The organism is Mucilaginibacter sp. BGA-UO-ETr-C110 (assembly GCF_059567985.1).
Genome location: NZ_JCAQPB010000002.1, coordinates 141312 through 162638 on the forward strand (window position 1 = coordinate 141312; position 21327 = coordinate 162638).

Genomic DNA, 21327 nt, shown 5'->3' on the forward strand with positions numbered 1-21327 from the left:
TTGTGAGGGCCCGCACCTTAAGGGTTCCGTTAAAAAATCAAAAAATTAAATCTTAAAAAAAATGAACAACAATCTAATTGTTATGCTTTGGTGGGCTGTGCCTGTCATCCTGATTTTTGTGATGTACAAATTTGTTTTACGCGTGTTTTTCGGTATGGTGATCGTGCCGGATAACCGTATTGGCCTGGTGGTTAAAAAGTTCACCTTGTCTGGCAAATCGCGCTTGCCCGATGGTCGTATCATCGCTATTCATGGCGAGGCCGGTATGCAGGCCAAAGCGCTTGCGCCGGGTTTGTACTGGGGTTTGTGGCCATGGCAATACGGTATCACCATGGAACCCTTTACCGTTATTGAGCAAAACAAGCTGGGACTGGTAAAGGCAAAAGATGGTGCAGCGCTGGATACTGGTCGTGTGCTGGGCAAACCGGTTGACTGCGACAAATTCCAGGATGCTATTGCCTTTTTGGACAATAATGGTCAGAAAGGTCCGCAGGCTGCTTTCCTTACGCCGGGTAGTTACCGTATCAATACCTTTTTGTTTGAGATCGAGATGGTGCCTATCACCCAGATCCACGAAAACAAGGTGGGTATCGTAACCACGTTGGATGGTGAGCCGCTGGACAAAGGGGAGATCGCCGGTGAATCTGTATCGGGGCATAAAAACTACCAGGACCCTATAGCGTTCATCAACGCAGGTGGTCGTAAAGGTTTACAGGAAGATGTGATACTGGCCGGTACCTATTACCTGAACCCCTGGTTTGTGATTGTTGAACAGGTGGATATGACCTATATACCTATCGGTTATGTAGGTGTGGTGAACTCCTTTGTGGGCCCCGAAGGTAAAGATACCAGTGGCGATGCTTTTAAACACGGTAATATTGTTCACGTTGGGCAGAAAGGTGTTTGGGAAGATCCGCTTGATCCGGGTAAACACCCTATCAACATCTATACTCATGCTGTGGAAATTGTTCCTACAACCAACATTGTGTTGAATTGGGCCGATAGCCGCACTGAAGCGCATGAACTGGATAAAAACCTGTGTACCATTACGGTAAGGTCATCCGATGGTTTTACATTCAACCTGGATGTGTCACAGATCATCCACGTGCCACGTAACGAAGCACCAAAGGTAATAGCCCGTTTTGGTAAGATGAAAAACCTGGTATCGCAGGTATTGGAACCTACCATCGCCAACTATTTCCGTAACTCGGCACAAAAGAGTGATGTGATCGGCTTTTTGGCTAACCGTATCCAAAGGCAAAGCGATGCCCGCGACCATATCGGTGCTGTGTTAACCACCTATAACGTAATTGGTGTGGATACCCTGATAGGTGACATCGTGCCACCAGCTGCCCTGATGAAAACCCTCACCGACCGTAAACTGGCCGAAGAGGAAAAGGTGACTTACGAGATACAACGCCACGCGCAAATTGAACGTAAGGAATTTGAAAGCGCCCGTGCCGGTGCCGATATGCAGCCGGAGGTGGTAAAATCAACCCGCCAGGTTGAGATCAACACCCAGATGGCTGCTTCAAAAGTTGCCGCGTCACATGGTGAGGCCGAAGCCAAAACCATTAACGCTAAAGCCGATGCCGAAGTAAGGATCACCATAGCTAAAGCTGATGCCGAAGCTAAAACAGTGAACGCCAAAGCCGACGCCAATGCTACCGAAGTAAATGGTATTGCCGAAAGTACCAAAATCAAAGCCATAGGTTTGGCCGAGGCCGAGGTAACCAAACAAAAAACCGAAGCCATGGGTACCGAACAATACGCCATTGTGCGTGTAGCCGAAGCTTTGGCCAGCAACGGTATTAAACTGGTACCTGAAATATTGGTGAGCGGTAAAGACGGCGGCGGTAACGGTATGATAGATGCCCTGATAGGCACCGAAATGCTCAAAAAATTACAGAAAGCGAATGAGGAGGGAAAAAGTGAGCAATAAGTTATACGTTTAACACCACGTATCCTGTAAATAAAAAAGGGCGCCATGCAGGCGTCCTTTTTTATTTCTTTTACCGGCTTGTTAATATGTTAAATTAAGTTAAAAAGTTTATCTGTAAATTTGTGTTTTGATTTTTTGGCTTAATTTTATTCCATGCCTCGTCAGCTTCTGCTTATTTTGATCGCCTGTTTTATTTCGGCACTGGCCTATGGGCAGGGTGTGCAGAAAGGTACTGTTTATGAAATCAAGTCGCATACCGTAGTCTCTGGTTTGCGGGTTGAAAATTCAACTAATGGTAAAGTTACTGCAACCGATAAAGCCGGTAAATTCAGCATCCCGGCAAAACCTGGCGATCTGCTCCTGTTTAAAAGTGCTTTTTATCTTCCAGACACCGTTCTGGTAACCGATCTGCGCGGAAGAGACGTGTTTGTAACCGCCAAGCAAAACGAACTGAAAGAGGTTAAGGTAACCAATGTGGAGATCAAAAAGCCCGCAAGCGGTTATGTCGACCCGGAATTTCATGGGCAAACTATGATCTATCAGCGTAATGCCCCCAGCCCTGGTAATCCCAAAGGCGACCCCAAAGGCGGCGTAATACTCCGCTTGCATTACTGGAACAAAGACGAAAAGGATAAAAAGAAACAGGCTGAATTTTTAGAGAACGAACAAACCCGTGATGAGATAGCCAGAGTATTTACAGCAGATAATATAGCCAAATATGTGCCCCTCACAGGTCCTGAGTTGGATAACTTTATCTTGCTTTACATCCCATCGGTTAAGGTTTATACAGCGCCGGAGTTTAACCTCACTAATTATTTAAGCGCCAGCTATAAAAGCTACCTCGCACTGCCCCCGGATAAACGCAATGCAGGGCAATTGATCAAATAATTGCAAAGCGGTGTAACTAATTTGAAAAAAAAGCATCCTTTAGGGGTATCAAATTATAAAACATCCCTTAACCTATACCAATGCAAGTTCAAACCGTTGTATCACCCGTTACCGCTGGCAGTAATACACAAACCGAAAAAATTGTATATATCGATAATCTAAAAGTACTGCTCACCGTTCTGGTGGTACTGCACCATACTTTTATTACCTATGGCGCTCCCGGAGGCTGGTATTATGCCGAAAAAACCACACACACCGCCGCGTTGATACCCATGACCTTGTTTGTAGCTACCAATCAGTCGTTTTTTATGGGCTTTTTCTTTTTTATCTCGGCCTATTTCACCGAATCGTCCTACCATAAAAAAGGCGCGGCACGTTTTATTGCCGATAGATTAAAGCGGCTGGGCATCCCCCTTATATTTTACTCCTTTATCCTGTCGCCGGTATTAAGCTATTTGGTTTACCGTTTTGCGCTGGGTCATGATATCACCTATATCCAATTCCTGGGTGGTTTTCATCCCTGGATAGATTTTGGGGTATTATGGTTTGTGGCGGCCTTGTTGCTGTTCAGTTTACTGTATGTGGGTATCATGTTGCTGTTTAAAAGCAAACTATCCTCGTCGGGGAAAATGCCTTCCGCACTCACCGTGGTTTTATTCGCGCTTACATTGGCTTTAGGCAGCTACCTCGTCAGGTCGGTATTTCCGGTTGGCTGGGTACTTAAACCGGTTGGTTTTCAGCTGGGGCACTTTGTCCAATACATCGCCTTGTTTACTTTAGGTATAGTAGCCTCGCGCGGGCAATGGCTTCAGATAGTGAGCTATAAAATGGGCAAGGGTTTTGCCTGGATGGTTGGCGTTATGATCGTGGTGGTATTCCCGATAATCTACTACGTGAAAGTAACAACCAACAGTCCCATAGAAACCTTTAATGGCGATGGGCACTGGCAATCATTAATGTATGCCTGCTGGGAGCAGTTTACCGGGATCTTTATTATTGTGGCTTTGCTGGGCATTGCCAGGCAAAAATGGAACCTGCAGTCAGCGTTCATGAAAAGTATGTCGAGGGCTACGTTTGCAGTATATATCTTTCATCCGCTGATACTAATATCCCTGTCCATGCTGTTCAGACCCTTGAATGCCGATCCCGCTATCAAATTGCTGTTTGTAGCGCCGCTGGCGGTTATCGGCTCATTTGCCTTAGGTAATTTACTGGTGAAGATACCTGGGGTGAAGGCGATTATTTAAAGCCTCACCTAAACCAGTTATAAACCACACGTCATTGCGAGGTACGAAGCAATCTCTATGCTATACAGAGCTAATAAGCATTGTCGACCTGCTTATGTAGAGATTGCTTCGTACCTCGCAATGACGCGTTTTTATATTTTACGCCTGCTGAAACCTATCCGCAAATTCCTCTGCAAAGGCTTCCAGATTAATGCTGCCCTTTACCTTGGGTTGATTTTGATCATAATCGCCCCATAATATGCCAGAGCGTATGGCGGTTCCCATTTCCACAAAGTTGCGGGCAATTTCTGGTGGCAAGCCGTTTTGCAGCATCCCGTTCAAAGCCTGTTCGTCGGTAAATTCAACCCATGGCAGTTCAGGTTTGCCGATGGCGGTACCCAAAACGGTGGCTATCGGGCCCAGGGTACGGTCGTCGCTTACCAGATAACGCACGCTTTTTCCGGTAAATTCCTGTTGTAGTTCTTCCGCGGCAACGGCAGCGATATCCTCCGGGTGAACCATAACCAGTCTGGCCGTAGCCGGGTAGTTGGAGCCCAGGATCCCCATATGCCTGATCATATCGATATTACTCAAAAAGTTTACATAAAAGAACGGCGCACGCAGGTGTTTTACAGCTACATCACTGAGTTTGTTGAGTTCCAATTCAACATCGTGATTTCCTGCGATAGGACCGGTGCCCGCGTTAAGATGCGCGCCGATACTGCTTAGATTCACTACGCGCGATACGCCTGCCTTTGCAATAGCCTCCGCGTAATTTCTGCCGATACTGCCCACATATTCCCTATAATTGCTTGCCCCAAAGTTAGGTGGAACCATGGTGTAAACCGCGTCGGCACCTGTAAAAGCTTTGGTCAAAAAGTCGACGTCGGTAACCAGACCGATGGCGGCTGTTGCCCCCAAAGCTTCAATAGCTGCTACTTTTTCGGCATTACTGCTGATGATGGTTAATTGGTGGCCTGCTTTTATTAATTGTTTTGCCAGTGGTTTGCTGATATTGCCCAATGAGCCTGTGATGGTGATTTTCATAAATTTTATATTTTGTTTTTATTACCAGCAAAGCTATCTTAGTACTTACTTTTATACAAGTACTTACCCTAAAGTATGTATCCATGACAGCGATCAAAGAAAGTTCAACCATTCAGGAAAATAAGCAGACGGCATTTAAAGAATGCCCGGTGACTTACGTAATGGAAAAGATAGGTGGATACTGGAAACCCATTATTTTGTTCCACCTGTTATCGGGCAGCAAACGGTACAGCGAGCTCAAAAAAGCCGTCCCGGCCATTACCGAAAAAGTGCTGATCCAGCACCTGAAACAACTGGAAGCCGATGGACTGATATCGAGAGAAGCCAAGCCTGTGGTGCCGCCCTATGTAACCTACAGTCTTACCATCGCCGGTTCACGATTAAAGCCTATTTTATATAGCATGGCGGTATGGGCCATAGAACAAAGCGGTACCGATCCCAGGATATACTATAAAAACCTGGATGAGTTCCCGGGAAAGATCTTGCACCCGGATACGGTGGCATAGGTGACTCACCCGGTCATCGCTGCGCTTGACCACATCTTTTTGATAAGCTAACAATTTTTAAAAGTTGCTCCGGAGGAGCAAGATGTTGGTAGAAATAATAAAATCCCGCCTTTTTTAGTGCCGTAGGTACTAAACTAACCGAGATTCTGATTGTTATTACACAATTATTTAACCTACAAAGTTAAAAAGGTGCCGTACCTACGGCACGTAAAATTTCTTTCAATCTTATTTCTACCAACATTCAACCCCTCCGGGGTTTATTAAAAAAAAGATGTGTCCATACAGTAACTCCACCGGAGGGGTTTATCGAACTGTTGCTTTACAATAGCAGAACCGACTCACCCGGTCATCGCTGCGCTTGACCATCCTCTCTTCGCCTTCGGCGGAAAGAGGGGTAACCCACACGCGTCATTGCGAGCGCAGCGTGGCAATCCCCGATTAGCAGAGCGGCTCTGTAAGTAGGGGATTGCCACGTCGTTCCTCCTCGCAATGATGCGCAGAGAGAAGAGACCTTCGACGAAAAGCGGAATTTTCTTTTTAGTTCCCTTCCCACGGGAGGGGTGCGGTTGGATTGTGTTGTGGCAGGGAGGGGTTTATTGAACTGTTGCTTTACTAATCGCAGAACCGACTCACCCGGTCATCGCTACGCTCGACCACCCTCTCTTCGCCTGCAGCGCAAAGAGGGACTTCTGAATAACAAATCAAAACCATGTCATTGCGAGCGAAGCGTGGATAACCGACCAGAGGGAGCTCATTAATACCCTTGAAAAACAATTATCAACATTAATAATCTCCTCGCGTTCTCATCGGCAAGAATAGCTACGAGATTGCTTCGTCGTACCTCCTCGCAATGACATGAAGGAGTGTAAGTATAGCTCTTTCTTTTTTCGCCGAAGGCGAAGAGAGGGGTGCACAGCGAAGCGCAGGCGGGAGAGTCGTTACCCCTTATATTTCCGCCCGCCTATATTGACTATAACCACCCACAAGAGTACAATAATGCCAAAGGCGATCATCATGTGATCGGTATGGTTGGGCATCAGGGTGGCTACAATGCCTAATAAAAGACATATGAGTCCGGTGATCAGGAGACTGCCGCCTATCCAGTTAGCCAGGCCGTCTTTATCCTTACAGGTTCGCTCGTCATAGCCGGCAATGATCTCAACCCTTTTTTTGTATTTGATAAGATACGCCAGAAAAATGAGCAGCCCCGCAGCGCACATCTCAATTATCCCCAATACCATACATCCGCTTTGCATACCTGTTAAATGCTTATTGAGCTTTTAAACTATCGGCCTTGGCTTTTGCTTTCTTTTTGAAAAAGCCGCGCAGCAGGAAATTGTGCTGTACCGCTTCCAGGTCGTCATTAAGTTTAACGGAGCTTTGTTGCAGGTAGTTTAGTGTGGTTTGTACCTGTGCTGCGCCTTTAGGGTCGTTCAGCAATACGCCGATAGCATTATCGGTAGTATTGAGTTTATTGCTGGCTTTGGTGAGGTTGTCTGTCAGGGTTGATGCATTAGCCGCTGCTTTTTGTAATTGACTAACCGACTGGCTTATTTTGTTAAAAGTAGCGGTGTCGGTGAGTAGTTTATCGGCAAAGCCACCCTTGGTATTCATTTTAGCGCTGAAACTGTTGAGTTGTACAGCCATGGTTGCCGCGCTTTGTGTGGCAGCCTGCAAATTACGCATGGCGGCACGCAGTTGCATAGCCATGGTACTATCGGCCATTAAGGCGCCTACAGTGCCTTTGCCTTCCAGTATTTTATGACTCAGGACTTTAAAATCGGTGGTAATGGCCAGCAGGTTCTGGTTATTGTCCTGCAGGGTTTTGAGCATATCATCGGTGGATAGCATTTTTTCGGCCTGCAGCACGTCTCCATCCTGAATTTCAGGGGCCTGCGGACTTCCGCCGTCAATCACAATGATCTTGTTGCCTATCAATCCATCTGAGCTTACTTTGGCGCCCGCGTTACGGTGTATATATTGTTGGGAGGCCTCGTCAATATTCATAAACACCTGTACCTGTGATGGGCCAATGAATTTAACATTGCTGATAGTCCCCACTTTAACCCCGGAAAACCATACGTTATTGCCTTTTTTTAAGCCAGCCACGTCACTAAAAACGGAGCTTATTTTTATATTTTTTACAAAGCTTTTTTGCTGGCCCCCAAGCGTGAATACCCCCAGTATAAATACGATAAGGCCAAGCGCTAAAAATATGCCTACTGTAATTGCTTTTCTATTTTCTGTTGCATCCATGATAATGGTTATAATATCTGTTCTTAGTGAATAAAGTTATAGTCAAAAAATGGTTTAACCCGACTGTCATCGGTGTCAAAAACCTCATCAAAAGTACCGGTACGCTGAAACTGCCCGTCGAGCAGCATAGCTATCCGATCGCCGGTTTGTTTGGCGCAGGTTAAATCGTGTGTAATGATGATGGATGAGGTATTGTAACGCTGCTGCACCTCGTTAATCAGGTCGTTGATCTCGATACAGGTTATCGGATCAAGCCCGGCTGTGGGCTCATCATACAACATCACTTCAGGGTTCAGGATCAACGTTCGGGCAATACCAATACGCTTGCGCTGACCGCCCGAAAGTTCGGAGGGCATCTGGTTAATGGTTTGCGACAGGCCAACGGCATCCAGTACCGTTTCAACCGCGGTATTGATCTCGGCGCGGGTAATACCCTTGCGGTTGCGCACCAGTGGAAATTCCAGGTTTTTGCGTACCGTCATACTATCATACAAGGCACTGTTCTGGAACGAAAAACCGATCCTCACCCGCAGGTCCTGCAGTTCTTTTTCGGTTATTTGCTCCATGTTATGGCCCAGTACGGTTATTTCGCCCGCGTCAGGTTTCAGCAGGCCCGAGATGATCTTGATCAATACAGATTTACCCGTACCCGAACGACCAAGCACCACCAGGTTTTCGCCCTGGTAAAGGTCAAGGTCGATACCGCGGAGCACGGCATAATCCTGAAAGGCCTTTTTAAGTCCCCTGATGCTGATAACCGGGTTGCTATGATCTGCCTGTGTTTGTGTCTTTTTCATATTAACGGAACCAGCTGGTTATCTGCACAATAATAATTTCTTCAATAAATACCAGGAACATGGCCGTAACCACCGCGCCGTTGGCCGCCTTGCCAACACCCTCCGTTCCTTTGGTTGAATTATAGCCCTGGTAACAACCTACAATACCTATAGTAAAACCAAACACGATTGATTTGATTAGCGAGGCCACAAAATCAACAAAAGTTAAAGGCTCAAACACCTGCTGTATAAAGGCGCTCCAGCTGGTGCCTTCGTTTTGGCTTACGTTTAAATAGCCGCCCAATATGGCTATCAAGCCGGTATAGGTTGATAAGATAGGGATAGTGAGGGTAGTGGCCAGTACGCGGGTACACACCAAAAACTTAAACGGTTTGGTGCCCGATACTTCCATCGCGTCAATTTGTTCGGTTACCCGCATAGAGCCCAGCTCGGCGCCAATACTTGAACCTACCTTGCCCGATGCGATAAGCGCGGTTACCAAAGGGGCCAATGCCCGCATGATAGCGATAGATACCAGCGATGGCAGCCATGATTGCGCCCCAAACTCCGATAGCGAAGGGCGTGATTGCTTGGTGAATATCACCCCAACAATAAAGCCGGTTACCGATATGAGCGTAAAGGAACGCACACCTACTTCAAAACACTGTCGTACAATCTCTTTAAGTTCAAAAGGAGGTACAAATGCCTCCCTGAAAAAACGTAAAATGAACTGGTTGATCTTATACAGGTCGGTAAAAAAGTTGATGAGGCTTTGCTTAAACTTCGAATTCTTTTTAACCGTTGTTGCGCTTTCTGCTGTATCCATTAAATATGATATAGTAGGTATTTGTACAAATTAATTATGGTTACTCTACAATAACTTATGGCAATTGTTTGAACCTATATATAATATGGCAATTTCATGTTTTTGCCTGATAAATTCGAATTCATTATACAATTAATAAGCCAAATTAAAAGTCATGAGCCCACACTCCCGTAAGTTAAGGAGGCAGAATTTAATAACATATTAAATTGAGTTTAAGTTTCTGACCGTTTGGGTAAAAAGTTAAAACTGCAATTGCCTGCAAACCTAACAGTTATAATTTATATTGAATAATTCGCCCGGAAAAATATGGTTGATGGAGTGTAAAATTTCATTGGCGTGCTTTTATTATCCAGGGGTGACGATGAATGAAGCCTGTGCGGGTAGGCGGTTGTTCAAATAGGGTGTCATGGTGATTTCTATGATAAAACCAAAAATTTTTGACAAGGGGACTAAGAAAGTGTCATTTTTGATTCCCTCCCCACGGGAGGGGCGCGCTAGGTAGGTGTAGTGGCAGGGAGGGGTTTCTACGCGCGATGATTATCCTATTCCATAAACCCCTTCCTCCCCTTCCCGAGGGAAGGAATCGCACAGAGCTTGGGCTTTTTTGATCGGGAAATTGATTCGCTATACTTTTTAAACCTTGCTATAGTCGTGTTAAAATTTGTTAAAAAGTGTTAAAATGAGGGGTTTTGTGCCAGGGTTTGAGCTTTTACAGGCTGTTTTGCCCGCATTTTATGTTAAAAAGTGTTAAAATAAAGCTTTAAAAAGTGCCATTTGAGGCAAGAAGATAAGATTTTTGATTAGGATAAACTAAATATCTACTATATTTATGTTAAATTCGTATCAAAACCAAAGCCAATTTTTATATACTCAATTGCGATGATCAATAATGTAATGCGCGAAATAACGCCGCTAACTCCAAGCGACTGTTTTACCATTTTTTCGAGGGTTAAAAAGAAGTTCGATTTTCCGCTTCACTACCATGACGAGTACGAGCTAAACCTGATTGTTAATGCCAAAGGCGCCCGGCGGGTAGTGGGCGGTAATATTGAAGTTATTGAGGATTTGGAACTGGCGCTGATCGGTCCGAATTTGTACCATGCCTGGTTTACGCATCAATGCCAAAGTGAAGAGATTACCGAAATTACCATACAATTCCATAAGGATCTTTTTGACGAGAAGTTTCTGAAACGCAACCAGTTAAGCTTTTTGAAAAGTATGCTGGAGCGCTCGCAGCGAGGGATTGTATTCTCGCTCGAGACCATACAGGCGCTCAAGGGCCGCATCATTGGCCTGGCCCAAAAAAGCGGGTTCGATTCGGTATTGGAGCTGATGTCTGTATTGCATGATCTTTCCATATCGCGCAATATGCGCACCGTTTCTGATGCCAGTTTTAGCAACGAAAAGCTTTACTACAACAGCAGGCGCATTGAAAAGGTATTTGAACACATGAACCTCAACTATCACAAGCAGGTAACCCTGGCCGAGGTAGCCCGCATAGCCAATATGCCCGAAGCTTCATTTAGCAGGTTTATCAAAAAACGCACCGGTAAAACCTTCATAGACAGTCTGAACGAGATCAGACTAGGCCATGCCTCCCGTATGCTTATCGACAGCACCAACACCATAGCCGAGATCGCTTATAAGTGTGGCTTCAATAATATCTCGAATTTTAATCGTATATTTAAGAGAAAGAAGCTCTGCATCCCCAAAGAGTTCCGGGAAACCTACACTGGCAATCGTGTTTTTATTTAGGTTTTTAGCAATCGGGTAAAAATTAGGTTAAAATAGTATTATAAATCAATCCTGAATAAGACTATTTTTGATAACCAGTTTAATAGACATCCATTTTACACTTTTTACATTTTTGGGCCAATGAAGCTTCACTTTTTGGATGTTTTCATTATCGTTTTATACCTGCTCAGCACCATATTCATTGGCTTATGGTATCGTAAAAAAGCACGCGAGAATAAAGAAAGCTACATGCTTGGCAGTAAATCGCTACCCTGGTATAAACTGGGTTTAAGCGATGCCTCCGATATGTTTGACATCAGCGGAACCATGTGGATGGTGAGCCTGTGTTTTGTATATGGGATGAAAAGTATCTGGATACCCTGGCTCTGGCCCGTATTTAACCAGGTGTTTTTGATGATGTACCTGTCGCGCTGGCTGCGCAGGTCAAATGCTGCTACCGGGGCCGAGTGGCTAGCTACCCGCTTTGGTAAAACTGGTATGGGTGTGGGTAGCTCGCACATGATCGTGATCGCTTTTGCGCTGCTTAGTTGTTTTGGCTTTTTGGCCTATGGCTTTATAGGGCTGGGCAAATTCATCGAAATATTTGTCCCCTGGGAGTTGGTTAAGGTTTATATACCCTTCCGGGTTGCGCCGCAATATGTGCCGCACGTGTATGGTATTGTGTTCACCTTATTTGCCATGTTTTACTCTATTTTAGGAGGCATGCACAGCATTGTGCTGGGCGATATGATCAAATACGGCATCATGACCGTAGCTTGTATCTGGATAGGTTTTATAGCTGCTCATAAACTCATGGGGCAGCATTTGAACGTACCCAACGGTTGGTACAGTCCCTTTTTTGGCAAGCAGTTGGGTTTAAGCTGGTCGGGTATTATTACGGAGGTTAATCAAAAGATAAAGGATGATGGCTATTCGCTGTTCGGGTTGTTTTTTATGATGATGACCTTTAAAGGTTTCTTTGCCGCGCTTGCCGGACCCGCACCCAATTATGATATGCAAAAGATCCTCTCAACCCGCTCGCCCGAGGAGGCCAGTAAAATGAGCGGCTTTGTGAATATCATCCTGTTGCCCATCCGTTACACGCTTATTGTGAGCCTTACCGTGTTGGGTTTGCTGTATTATCATGAAATGAACCTCAGGGATGCTACCGGAGCTATCGACTTTGAACGGATTTTGCCCGCGGTGATCAATAATTTTTTGCCCGTTGGCTTGGTGGGTTTGCTGCTGGCTGGTTTGCTGGGTGCATTCATGAGCACATTTAGTGGTACCATGAATGCGGCGCAGGCTTACATCGTTAATGATATTTATCTCAAATATGTAAATCCAACAGCATCAAATAAAAAGATCATCACCATGAATTATTTGGTAGGCATAGTTGTGGTAGCAATAGGTGTGATATTGGGATTTTTTATAAAAGACGTAAATAGTGCCCTGCAGTGGATCGTATCGGCCCTTTATGGCGGCTATGTCGTATCCAATGTTTTAAAATGGCATTGGTGGCGTTTTAACGCCAATGGCTTTTTTTATGGGATGCTGGCCGGGATATTATCCTCGATGATATTTTCTGTGCTGATACCATCCAACGAACTGTTGTACTGGTTCCCGCTGCTGTTCCTGCTATCATTGACGGGTTCAATTATCGGCTCGTACGCTACTGTACCTACTGATATGGCCGTGCTAAAATCATTTTACAGCACGGTACGCCCCTGGGGATTTTGGGAGCCTGTAAAACAATTGGTGATAGCCGATGATGCCGCGTTTGTACCCAACAAAAACTTTAAACTGAATATGTTCAACGTGGTGATAGGCACTATAGCGCAACTGTGCCTTACCATTTTACCCATGTACCTCATATTGCATCAGAGACTGCCTTTGCTGGTAACTATAGCCTTACTGGCAGTGATCGTGATCATATTGAAAAAAACATGGTGGAATAAACTAAAAGATTATTGAATATCAGCCTAAGTCTATCTATATGAAACAGGAATTTGAGTACCGTTTAACCCGGCTACAGGAAGAACAGCAACAACTGATAACCAGGCCGAATGAAATAGCCGGAACTGGTAACGGCATATTTAACCGCTATAAATATCCGGTGCTTACGGCAGCACATATACCGCTTAACTGGCGCTATGACCTGGATGCCAAAACCAATCCTTATTTAATGGAACGATTTGGTATCAACGCGGTTTTTAATGCTGGAGCCATCAAATTTAATGGTAGCTACCTGGTAGTGGCCCGGGTAGAAGGTGTCGACCGCAAATCGTTTTTCGCGGTTGCTGAAAGCGTTGATGGTGTCAATAATTTTACTTTTTGGGATTATCCAATACGTCTGCCAGAAACTCATGGGCCCGATACCAATGTGTATGATATGCGCCTCACAAGCCACCAGGATGGCTGGATTTATGGCTTGTTTTGCACCGAACGACGCGATCCTGCCGCACCGGCACATGACCAGTCGATGGCGGTAGCGGCCTGTGGTATAGCGCGCACCAAGGATATGATAACCTGGGAACGGCTACCCGATCTTAAAACCAATTCGCTCCAGCAACGCAACGTGGTGTTACACCCGGAATTTGTTGATGGTAAATATGCCCTGTATACTCGTCCGCAGGATGGTTTTATCAGCGCGGGTACCGGTGGCGGTATAGGTTTTGGTTTGTGTGATACCATGGAGCATGCCTTTATTGACCACGAAGCCATCATCGATAATAAAAGCTACCACACGGTTTACGAAGCCAAGAATGGCCAGGGGCCAGCGCCGCTTAAAACCAAAAAAGGATGGCTGCATCTGGCGCATGGGGTGCGTAATACCGCTGCGGGTTTGCGCTATGTGTTGTATATGTTTATGACCGATCTGCAAGACCTTACCAATGTGATATACAAACCCGGCGGCTATTTTTTAGCCCCGGAAGGGGAGGAGCGTGTGGGAGATGTTTCCAATGTAGTATTTTGCAACGGTTGGATAGCCGATGACGATGGTTCGGTTTATATTTACTATGCATCGTCAGATACCCGAATGCATGTGGCCACTACTACTTTGGAGAAGTTATTAGATTATGTGACCAATACCCCTGCAGATGGCCTAAGATCTTCAACCTCGGTTGATACTGTTTATGGTATTATCAACAGTAATAAAAATTCGCGTCAGCCGCAAGAGAGCTGAATATGATTATTCAACACTTAAAATGATCAACCACAAAAGTACTCAACCACAATTGCTTAAGTATAAAAATGAGCTGAACACCGAGTTAAGTAACATTCTGAATTATTGGCTTAAAAATACACACGATGAAGTGAACGGTGGCTTTTGGGGCAAAATTGATCAAAATAACCAGGTGATTCCCGGAGCAGCGAAAGGTTCGGTATTGAATGCCCGTATTTTGTGGAGCTTTTCGGCAGCCTATAACCATCGACCCGATGATGCAGTTTTGCAAATGGCGCACCGGGCTTATGAATACATAACCGCTCATTTTATCGATCAGGAATTTGGTGGGGTATATTGGTCGGTTGATGAAAAGGGTAATCAGCTGGATCCCAAAAAACAGGTTTATGCCAGCGCGTTTACCATATACGGCCTCAGTGAGTACTACCTGGCTTCAGGAATAGAGGCAGCTAAACGTCAGGCCATCGAACTGTACCAGCTGCTGGTTGATAAAAGCTATGATCATGACAAAACCGGATATATGGAAGCCTTTACACGAGACTGGCAGCCTATTGATGATCTGCGCCTGAGCTCTAAGGATGCCAATGAAAAAAAGACCATGAATACGCATCTGCATGTGCTGGAGGCTTATGCCAACCTGTACCGGATTTGGCCCGATGATGGGTTGAAAAAACAGATAGAAGCCCTGATAGATAATTTCCTGGATCATTTTATTGACCCGGATACCCATCATCTTATCCTGTTTTTTGATGAGGACTGGAACCGAAAGTCTGACACGGTATCCTATGGGCACGATATTGAAGCCAGCTGGTTATTGCTGGAAGCGGCCGAAGTGATAGGTGATCAGATCCGCGGGAAGCAGCTAAAAAATATCTGCCTGCAAATTGCCGATGCCACATCAGAAGGGCTTGACACCGATGGCGGCTTAGGGTACGAGTACGAACCTGCAGCCTGGCATCTTATTAATGAAAAACACTGGTGGGTACAGTCCGAAGCTATGATTGGCTTTTTTAATGCCTGGCAAATAAGTGGCAATCCTAAATACCTTAACTTCTCTATGGATAACTGGAACTTTGTTAAGGATAAGATACTGGATAAACAGAACGGCGAATGGTTTTGGGGAATAGCTGCCGATGGTAGCGCTATGGCCGGACAGGATAAAGCCGGGTTATGGAAATGTCCCTATCACAACAGTCGCGCTTGTATAGAAATTATTAAGCGAATAGGTTAGCCACAAGAATTTTAATAATATTAATTTAGTCGCTTGCCCGATCAGTTGAAATATGCATATAGTTTTGAGGTACATAAGCATTACGGCTTTATTTTTATTGTTTTATAATTTGTTTGCCAGCGCGCAATTATATAGCCCGAGTGATAAAAGAGCCACTGCCGAAACCAGCGCCCTCTTTTTCAGTATGCAGCGCCTGCTAGGTGCGGGGATCATGTTCGGCCATCATGACGATACAGCCTATGGTGTTAACTGGAAGTTTGAGCCCAATGGTTCGGATGTAAAAAGTGTTACGGGTTCATATCCTGCTATATACGGCTGGGATCTGGCTAAAATTGAACATGATAGTATCAATGACATTAATGGTATCCCTTTTAAACTGCAAAAACAACTGGTAAAAGAGGCCTATGAACGCGGGGGTATTAATACATTCTGTTGGCACATGGATAACCCGGCCAATGGCAAAACCGCCTGGGATAACACCGAACACACCATCAAAGATCTGATCCCGGGTGGAGCATACCATGATATTTATGTTTCCTGGCTGGATAAAGCGGCGGCGTACATCGCCGATCTGAAAGGCTCAGGAGGCGAAGCCATCCCCATCCTGTTCAGGCCTTTTCATGAGCTTACCGGCAGTTGGTTTTGGTGGGGTAAAAACACCAGTTCCGCCGATGAATTTAAAACCCTGTGGCGTTTCACCATGGATTACCTGCGTAAAAAGAAAAAATTGCATAATCTGCTCATTGTATATTCAACGGCCGATTTTGACTCAGAAGATGAATTCCTGGAGCGTTACCCCGGCGATGACTATGTCGATTTTGTTGGCTTTGATAATTATTGTTATAAAAACGTTGCCTATTATCAAACCAAACTGGATAAACGCCTTACTATTTTAGATGCCATAGCGGCTAAACATCATAAGGTAGCCTGCTTACCCGAAACAGGCTATGAGCAAATACCACAAACCGATTGGTGGACAAAAGTTTTATTACCCATGCTAACAAAACATAGGCTATCCTACGTGCTGGCCTGGCGTAATGGTAATGCCGGTCATTATTTTGTACCCTATCCCGGACAGACGAGTGCTGATGATTTTGTGAAATTTTATAATAGCTCGCAAGTGATATTCCAGAACAGGCTTACACCCTTGAGTGTATATGGTAAGCCGAATGGAGGGGAGTAGTGGGTTGTTTTTTTAATTCCCTCCCCACGGGAGGGGTGCGGCTGTCAGTGCGATGGAAGGGAGGGGTTTATTGAACTATTTATAGTCGACTCACCCGGTTATCTACGCTTTCCTCAGCACCAACACCCCAAGCGCACCAGCCAGTAATGAAGCTAACAGGATACCATATTTAGCCTGATCCACCATTTCGGGTTGGTTAAAAGCAAGCCCGGATATAAACAACGACATGGTAAAGCCCACGCCTGCCAGCAGGGCTACACCAACAATTTGTTTCCAGGTAGATTTGGCCGGCAGTTGGGCACCAAGTTTTACCATGAGCCAGGTAGCCAGCAGCACGCCAATAAACTTACCAGCCAGTAAGCCAATGGTTACCCCCAGGCTCACCGGGTTAGCCAGCGACGAAAAAAAGTTGGCACCGATCACAATACCGGCGTTGGCCAAAGCAAAAAGCGGCATCACTACAAAAGCTACCCATGGATGCAGCATAAATTCCACTTTTTGCAGCGGCGTTTCGGCATCCATGCTGAGTTCTTTTATTTTTTCGATAGTGTCATGCTGTTCGGGCGTGGTTAGAGTACTGTTATTGGGGATGGCGTTCTCAAAATCAAGCAGTAGCGAGCGGAGGTTATCGGCATAGCTTTTCTCGTTAATCCGGGTGCGGGCCGGAATAGTGAAGGCCACCAATACACCGGCTATGGTAGCATGTACGCCCGAAAGTAAAAAGGCTACCCAAACCCCGAAACCGATCACCAGGTAAAAAGCAATGTTCCGGATACCCATTTTATTGCCGATGAGCAATATCACCAGCAGCCATATGCCAATAGTTAAAGGCATTAGGGCGATGTGCGAGCTGTAAAATATAGCGATCACCAGCACTGCCCCAAGGTCGTCGGCAACGGCCAGGGCGGATAGGAATACTTTTACCGATGAGGGAATATGTTTACCGGCGATGGAAAGCAAAGCCAGCGCGAAGGCGATGTCGGTAGCCATGGGGATACCCCAGCCATGTTCAGACGCGGTACCTTTATTAATGAAAAAGTAAATAAGGGCAGGCACCAGCATGCCACCCAATGCGGCAACCATGGGTAAGGATGCTTTTTTGATGGAGGATAGCTCGCCAGCCATAAACTCCCGCTTTAACTCCAGGCCTATCACAAAAAAGAATATGGCCATCAGTCCGTCATTGATCCACAGGTGCAGGGAATGATCAAGTACATGACCGCCAAAACCTAAGGAAAATTTAAGATCCCACAGGGAATGATAAAAATGCTCCAGCGGCGAATTGACCCATATAATGGCCACTACCACGCTGATAAAAAGCACAATACCACTGGTATGTTCCTGATGGATGAACTTGTTTACCGGCGCGGTGATTTTTTCAATTGGGGTTTTTTGCCTCATCGCTCCTAAATTAAGAAATTAAAAGTTTTGTATTCCGAATTTCGGCAAGAGGCAATCTGAGCTGGGAATAATCAGATCTTGGCCTTGGTAGATACCACCACTACAGATACACCCATGCAGGCTATCAGGATAAAGGAGGCCCTTAAGGTGGCTAAGCCTGCTATAAAACCAATGATTGGAGGGCCTACCAAAAAACCCAGGAAACCTATGGTTGATACTGCTGCCAAAGCAACGCCCGGCTGCATGGTCTTTGACTTACCGGCCGCGCTGAAAACCATCGGTACAACCGATGATACGCCAACGCCTACCAGTAAAAAACCTGCTATGGCCGTGTACACATAAGGAAATGCCACCGCGAAAAGCAAGCCTGTAGCTGTTAATGTACCGCTTACCTGCAAGGTACGTTTTAAGCCATAACGATGCGCGAATTTATCGGCAAAGAACCGGCCTGCAGCCATGGTAAGCATGAAAGCGGTAAAGCCCACGCCTACAAGAGCCGTTGGTGCCAATACTACTTTTTTAAAGTAAATAACACTCCAATCGAACATAGCGCCTTCACATATCATAGAGCAAAAGGCAATAACGCCCAGCTTGATCAGCGAACTATCTGGCATCACGAAAACCGGTCCTGCATTGGCCACTTTATCATCTTTAAGGTAGCGTGCAGCTATAATTACACCGATCATGATCACTATCATCATCAATAAAAAATGTAGATAAGGCGTCACATGATTGGCGATCATAAATGTACCAACGCCCGCGCCTACAAATCCAGCCAGGCTCCATAAACCATGAAACGAAGCCAGGATGGGACGTTGATATAATTCTTCGGCGGCTACGGCCTGGGTATTAACAGAAATATTTACAGCGTTACTGCTGAATCCGAAACATATCAAACAAATAATGAGTTGGAAAGGATTTTGGGCCAGGCCCAGGGTTACCAGGGCTACAGAATACACTAACAAAGCGCCGATAAGCAGTTTGCGGCTACCGATCTTAGTGATGATCCAACCCGAAAAAGGGAGCGAGCACATTAAACCTACCGGGAGCGAAAATAATACCGCCCCTAATGCCGCGTCAGAAAGACCCATGTCTTGCTGTACCGTAGCAATACGCGATGCCCAGCTCGAAAAACTCAATCCAGCCATAAAAAACATGGCCCCAACAGCAATGCGGAGTGCTTTTTTTGATACAGAAGTTGGTACAGCCGGCGCGTCGATCATTTATATTTATGTAAGTGTATTTAGTACACTAAGATTCCTATATACAAAGGTATAACAAATATGTTACAACTTGAATAGGCTAAATCGTTTTTTGATTTACCTGATACATAAATATTTACCTGCGGTATCAAATTATCCGCAGTCGCCTTCAGGTGAGCAAGATTCGCCTTCTATAATGGTCAACGAAGGCTTCTTGTTTTCCTGTTGCCACTCCGTAAATGATTTTTCGATAGTTTCCAGGAATACCGGTACAGCCTGCGCGCCTGATACGCCGTATTTATTGTTCATCACAAAAAATGGAACGCCACGGATCCCTAATTGCTGCGCCTGGGCAATATCGTATTTTACCTCATCGGCATAAACATCACTTTCCAATACCTGTTTAACTTCGGCGGCATCTAAACCAATGCCGGTTCCCAACTTAATAAGGGTGTCATTATCGTCCATGTTCAGGCCTTCGGTAAAATAAGCTTTAAACAGGGCTTCTTCAGCGGCATCGCCTAAACCGTGCTTTTTAGCAAGATGCGTAAAACGGTGCGCATTGAAACTATTGGCTACTACGGCGCGGTCCATATTATAGGTTAATCCCACCTCTGCGGCCATTTGGGTTACATGATCATTCAGTTGGGCAGCATAATCCAGTGTCCAGCCTTTTGCATCGGCCAGGTACTGATTAATGTTGATAGATGGATCGGTTTTTATATCCGGATTAAGCTGAAAGCTTTTCCACTCAATTTCTACCTGCTCCTGATGCCCTGATTGTTGCAGCGCATCTTCAAACCTGCGTTTGCCAATGTAGCAAAACGGGCACATCACATCAGACCATATCTCTATTTTCATGTTCTCTCCTTCTTTAGAATGCGCAAAGTTAGCATACGCGTGCCACCCGGCGGTAAAAGCAAAGTAAAATTTGTAATACCGTGGAATAATGTACCTGGTAATATTTGCCGGATTGCCGAAAAAACGATTGTTTTGCTGCCACATTTACAACACATTACTTATTTATGAAAAATACCCCTATCTATCTCTTAATGGCTGTGATTTGTTGCAGCTTTACGGTTTCTGCACAGCAAAAGGCAAAGCCTGATAATACTAATAATTTATTCAGCGCTGGTTTAGCTTCGGCGTTTATTGGAGGTTTGTATGATTCGTATTATCCTTACAAACAATTGAAACAACACGGCAATTTTGGTTTAGGCGCCCCGGCCCGGCTCGATGGTGAATTACTTATTTTTAAAGGACATCTTTATCAAACACAGGCCACCGGCAAAACCACCGAAATACCCGACACCGGCAAAACCCCTTATGCGGTAGTGTGCTTTTTTAATGCTGCGAAAGTGTATAAGCATAGCGGTACATTAAACAAAGCCGCATTTTACAGTTACCTGGATAGTTTGCTGACCAACCAGAATGGCATTTATGCTATCCACATCAGCGGTAAATTTAAACTGGTAAAAACAAGGGCATTCCCGCCGGTTGAAAAGCCATATCTGCCTCTGGCTTCGATGCTGGACAGGCAACACTTTTTTAATCATGCAGATATGAACGGTGACCTGATCGGTTTCCGGATACCCAAATTTATGGAAGGCCCGCATATTGCCGGTTATCATTTTCACTTTTTGTCGACAGATAAAGCCTTCGGTGGGCATGTGGTTGATCTGATAGCCGAAGACATTATGGTTGAAATTGATCAACTAAGCAGCTTTACCCTGGATGTACCGCAAACTCCTGATTTTGATCATTTCGATTTCACAAAAGACCGCAAGGAAGAGATCAAAAGTGTAGAGAACGGCAAAAAACAATAGTACCTGTTTAATGGACAGGCTTTTGGCTAAAAATAATTATGGTGATGGCTATTCTTTATAAAAGTAATTTTTAATAAATTCGGAATAATTATAAAC

Annotated in this window: 18 protein-coding genes; 10 read left to right on the top strand and 8 right to left on the bottom strand. The window is 45.1% G+C overall.

Annotated elements, in window-relative coordinates; genetic code table 11:
• Nucleotides 1-61: 61 nt before the first annotated feature.
• The 3 genes from AC57BQ_RS01995 (at nucleotide 62) to AC57BQ_RS02005 (ending at nucleotide 4077) form a co-directional block, all read left to right on the top strand.
• A complete protein-coding gene (locus AC57BQ_RS01995; RefSeq protein ID WP_496404681.1) occupies nucleotides 62-1942 on the top strand; it encodes an SPFH domain-containing protein in 1881 nt (626 codons plus the stop codon).
• A 153-nt stretch (nucleotides 1943-2095) separates the two neighbouring features.
• Nucleotides 2096-2830, top strand: a complete 735-nt coding sequence (locus AC57BQ_RS02000) for a hypothetical protein (RefSeq protein WP_496404682.1) — start codon at nucleotides 2096-2098, stop codon at nucleotides 2828-2830.
• Nucleotides 2831-2910: 80 nt separating this feature from the next.
• Complete coding sequence (locus AC57BQ_RS02005) at nucleotides 2911-4077, top strand: acyltransferase family protein (RefSeq protein WP_496404683.1); 1167 nt, start codon at nucleotides 2911-2913, stop codon at nucleotides 4075-4077.
• Nucleotides 4078-4215: 138 nt separating this feature from the next.
• Here the strand turns inward: AC57BQ_RS02005 and AC57BQ_RS02010 are convergent, their stop codons facing one another.
• Entirely contained in the window at nucleotides 4216-5103 is an 888-nt protein-coding gene (locus AC57BQ_RS02010; RefSeq protein WP_496404684.1) for an NAD(P)H-binding protein, read from the bottom strand.
• A gap of 83 nt (nucleotides 5104-5186) precedes the next feature.
• On the opposite strand from AC57BQ_RS02010, the gene AC57BQ_RS02015 reads away from it, so the two are divergent.
• Nucleotides 5187-5609: a winged helix-turn-helix transcriptional regulator gene (locus AC57BQ_RS02015; RefSeq protein ID WP_496404685.1), complete on the top strand. Its 423-nt coding sequence runs from the start codon at nucleotides 5187-5189 to the stop codon at nucleotides 5607-5609.
• A 938-nt stretch (nucleotides 5610-6547) separates the two neighbouring features.
• On the opposite strand, the gene AC57BQ_RS02020 is transcribed toward AC57BQ_RS02015, so the two are convergent.
• The 4 genes from AC57BQ_RS02020 to AC57BQ_RS02035 are packed head-to-tail and all read right to left on the bottom strand — an operon-like array spanning nucleotide 6548 to nucleotide 9467.
• Nucleotides 6548-6865 (bottom strand): DUF3784 domain-containing protein, encoded by a 318-nt coding sequence (locus AC57BQ_RS02020; protein ID WP_496404686.1) that lies wholly within the window; start codon nucleotides 6863-6865, stop codon nucleotides 6548-6550.
• Between the two features lie 13 nt (nucleotides 6866-6878).
• Nucleotides 6879-7865 carry an MlaD family protein gene (locus AC57BQ_RS02025; protein WP_496404687.1) on the bottom strand — a complete coding sequence of 329 codons (987 nt, stop codon included), beginning with the start codon at nucleotides 7863-7865 and terminating at the stop codon, nucleotides 6879-6881.
• Between the two features lie 23 nt (nucleotides 7866-7888).
• Nucleotides 7889-8662 (bottom strand): ABC transporter ATP-binding protein, encoded by a 774-nt coding sequence (locus tag AC57BQ_RS02030; RefSeq protein WP_496404688.1) that lies wholly within the window; start codon nucleotides 8660-8662, stop codon nucleotides 7889-7891.
• 1 nt (nucleotide 8663) lies between these two features.
• The gene (locus AC57BQ_RS02035; protein WP_090464100.1) at nucleotides 8664-9467 is read right to left on the bottom strand and encodes an MlaE family ABC transporter permease; all 804 of its coding nucleotides are present in this window, start codon (nucleotides 9465-9467) and stop codon (nucleotides 8664-8666) included.
• An 879-nt stretch (nucleotides 9468-10346) separates the two neighbouring features.
• Here AC57BQ_RS02035 and AC57BQ_RS02040 point away from each other — a divergent pair.
• The 5 genes from AC57BQ_RS02040 (at nucleotide 10347) to AC57BQ_RS02060 (ending at nucleotide 16802) form a co-directional block, all read left to right on the top strand.
• Complete coding sequence (locus AC57BQ_RS02040) at nucleotides 10347-11222, top strand: AraC family transcriptional regulator (protein WP_496404689.1); 876 nt, start codon at nucleotides 10347-10349, stop codon at nucleotides 11220-11222.
• A gap of 120 nt (nucleotides 11223-11342) precedes the next feature.
• Nucleotides 11343-13175 carry a sodium:solute symporter family protein gene (locus AC57BQ_RS02045; protein ID WP_496404690.1) on the top strand — a complete coding sequence of 611 codons (1833 nt, stop codon included), beginning with the start codon at nucleotides 11343-11345 and terminating at the stop codon, nucleotides 13173-13175.
• Between the two features lie 22 nt (nucleotides 13176-13197).
• Nucleotides 13198-14388: a glycoside hydrolase family 130 protein gene (locus tag AC57BQ_RS02050; RefSeq protein WP_496404691.1), complete on the top strand. Its 1191-nt coding sequence runs from the start codon at nucleotides 13198-13200 to the stop codon at nucleotides 14386-14388.
• 22 nt (nucleotides 14389-14410) lie between these two features.
• The gene (locus AC57BQ_RS02055) at nucleotides 14411-15619 is read left to right on the top strand and encodes an AGE family epimerase/isomerase (protein WP_496404692.1); all 1209 of its coding nucleotides are present in this window, start codon (nucleotides 14411-14413) and stop codon (nucleotides 15617-15619) included.
• Nucleotides 15620-15671: 52 nt separating this feature from the next.
• Entirely contained in the window at nucleotides 15672-16802 is a 1131-nt protein-coding gene (locus AC57BQ_RS02060) for a glycoside hydrolase family 26 protein (protein WP_496404693.1), read from the top strand.
• Between the two features lie 102 nt (nucleotides 16803-16904).
• Here AC57BQ_RS02060 and nhaA read toward each other — a convergent pair whose 3' ends face one another.
• From nhaA to AC57BQ_RS02075, 3 genes are all read right to left on the bottom strand, one after another.
• Nucleotides 16905-18203, bottom strand: coding sequence for a Na+/H+ antiporter NhaA (nhaA, locus tag AC57BQ_RS02065; RefSeq protein WP_496404694.1), 1299 nt, complete (start codon nucleotides 18201-18203; stop codon nucleotides 16905-16907).
• A 71-nt stretch (nucleotides 18204-18274) separates the two neighbouring features.
• Complete coding sequence (locus tag AC57BQ_RS02070; RefSeq protein ID WP_496404695.1) at nucleotides 18275-19426, bottom strand: MFS transporter; 1152 nt, start codon at nucleotides 19424-19426, stop codon at nucleotides 18275-18277.
• A 132-nt stretch (nucleotides 19427-19558) separates the two neighbouring features.
• Nucleotides 19559-20266, bottom strand: coding sequence for a DsbA family oxidoreductase (locus AC57BQ_RS02075; protein WP_496404696.1), 708 nt, complete (start codon nucleotides 20264-20266; stop codon nucleotides 19559-19561).
• A 164-nt stretch (nucleotides 20267-20430) separates the two neighbouring features.
• Between AC57BQ_RS02075 and budA the strand changes: the two genes are divergently transcribed.
• Nucleotides 20431-21231 carry an acetolactate decarboxylase gene (budA, locus tag AC57BQ_RS02080; RefSeq protein ID WP_496404697.1) on the top strand — a complete coding sequence of 267 codons (801 nt, stop codon included), beginning with the start codon at nucleotides 20431-20433 and terminating at the stop codon, nucleotides 21229-21231.
• The last annotated feature ends 96 nt before the right edge of the window (nucleotides 21232-21327 follow it).

Coding starts and splice junctions, on each gene's coding strand:
- AC57BQ_RS01995 (WP_496404681.1), top strand. CDS start 62: ATGAACAACAATCTAATTGTTATGCTTTGGTGGGCTGTGCCTGTCATC.
- AC57BQ_RS02000 (WP_496404682.1), top strand. CDS start 2,096: ATGCCTCGTCAGCTTCTGCTTATTTTGATCGCCTGTTTTATTTCGGCA.
- AC57BQ_RS02005 (WP_496404683.1), top strand. CDS start 2,911: ATGCAAGTTCAAACCGTTGTATCACCCGTTACCGCTGGCAGTAATACA.
- AC57BQ_RS02010 (WP_496404684.1), bottom strand. CDS start 5,103: ATGAAAATCACCATCACAGGCTCATTGGGCAATATCAGCAAACCACTG.
- AC57BQ_RS02015 (WP_496404685.1), top strand. CDS start 5,187: ATGACAGCGATCAAAGAAAGTTCAACCATTCAGGAAAATAAGCAGACG.
- AC57BQ_RS02020 (WP_496404686.1), bottom strand. CDS start 6,865: ATGCAAAGCGGATGTATGGTATTGGGGATAATTGAGATGTGCGCTGCG.
- AC57BQ_RS02025 (WP_496404687.1), bottom strand. CDS start 7,865: ATGGATGCAACAGAAAATAGAAAAGCAATTACAGTAGGCATATTTTTA.
- AC57BQ_RS02030 (WP_496404688.1), bottom strand. CDS start 8,662: ATGAAAAAGACACAAACACAGGCAGATCATAGCAACCCGGTTATCAGC.
- AC57BQ_RS02035 (WP_090464100.1), bottom strand. CDS start 9,467: ATGGATACAGCAGAAAGCGCAACAACGGTTAAAAAGAATTCGAAGTTT.
- AC57BQ_RS02040 (WP_496404689.1), top strand. CDS start 10,347: ATGATCAATAATGTAATGCGCGAAATAACGCCGCTAACTCCAAGCGAC.
- AC57BQ_RS02045 (WP_496404690.1), top strand. CDS start 11,343: ATGAAGCTTCACTTTTTGGATGTTTTCATTATCGTTTTATACCTGCTC.
- AC57BQ_RS02050 (WP_496404691.1), top strand. CDS start 13,198: ATGAAACAGGAATTTGAGTACCGTTTAACCCGGCTACAGGAAGAACAG.
- AC57BQ_RS02055 (WP_496404692.1), top strand. CDS start 14,411: ATGATCAACCACAAAAGTACTCAACCACAATTGCTTAAGTATAAAAAT.
- AC57BQ_RS02060 (WP_496404693.1), top strand. CDS start 15,672: ATGCATATAGTTTTGAGGTACATAAGCATTACGGCTTTATTTTTATTG.
- nhaA (WP_496404694.1), bottom strand. CDS start 18,203: ATGAGGCAAAAAACCCCAATTGAAAAAATCACCGCGCCGGTAAACAAG.
- AC57BQ_RS02070 (WP_496404695.1), bottom strand. CDS start 19,426: ATGATCGACGCGCCGGCTGTACCAACTTCTGTATCAAAAAAAGCACTC.
- AC57BQ_RS02075 (WP_496404696.1), bottom strand. CDS start 20,266: ATGAAAATAGAGATATGGTCTGATGTGATGTGCCCGTTTTGCTACATT.
- budA (WP_496404697.1), top strand. CDS start 20,431: ATGAAAAATACCCCTATCTATCTCTTAATGGCTGTGATTTGTTGCAGC.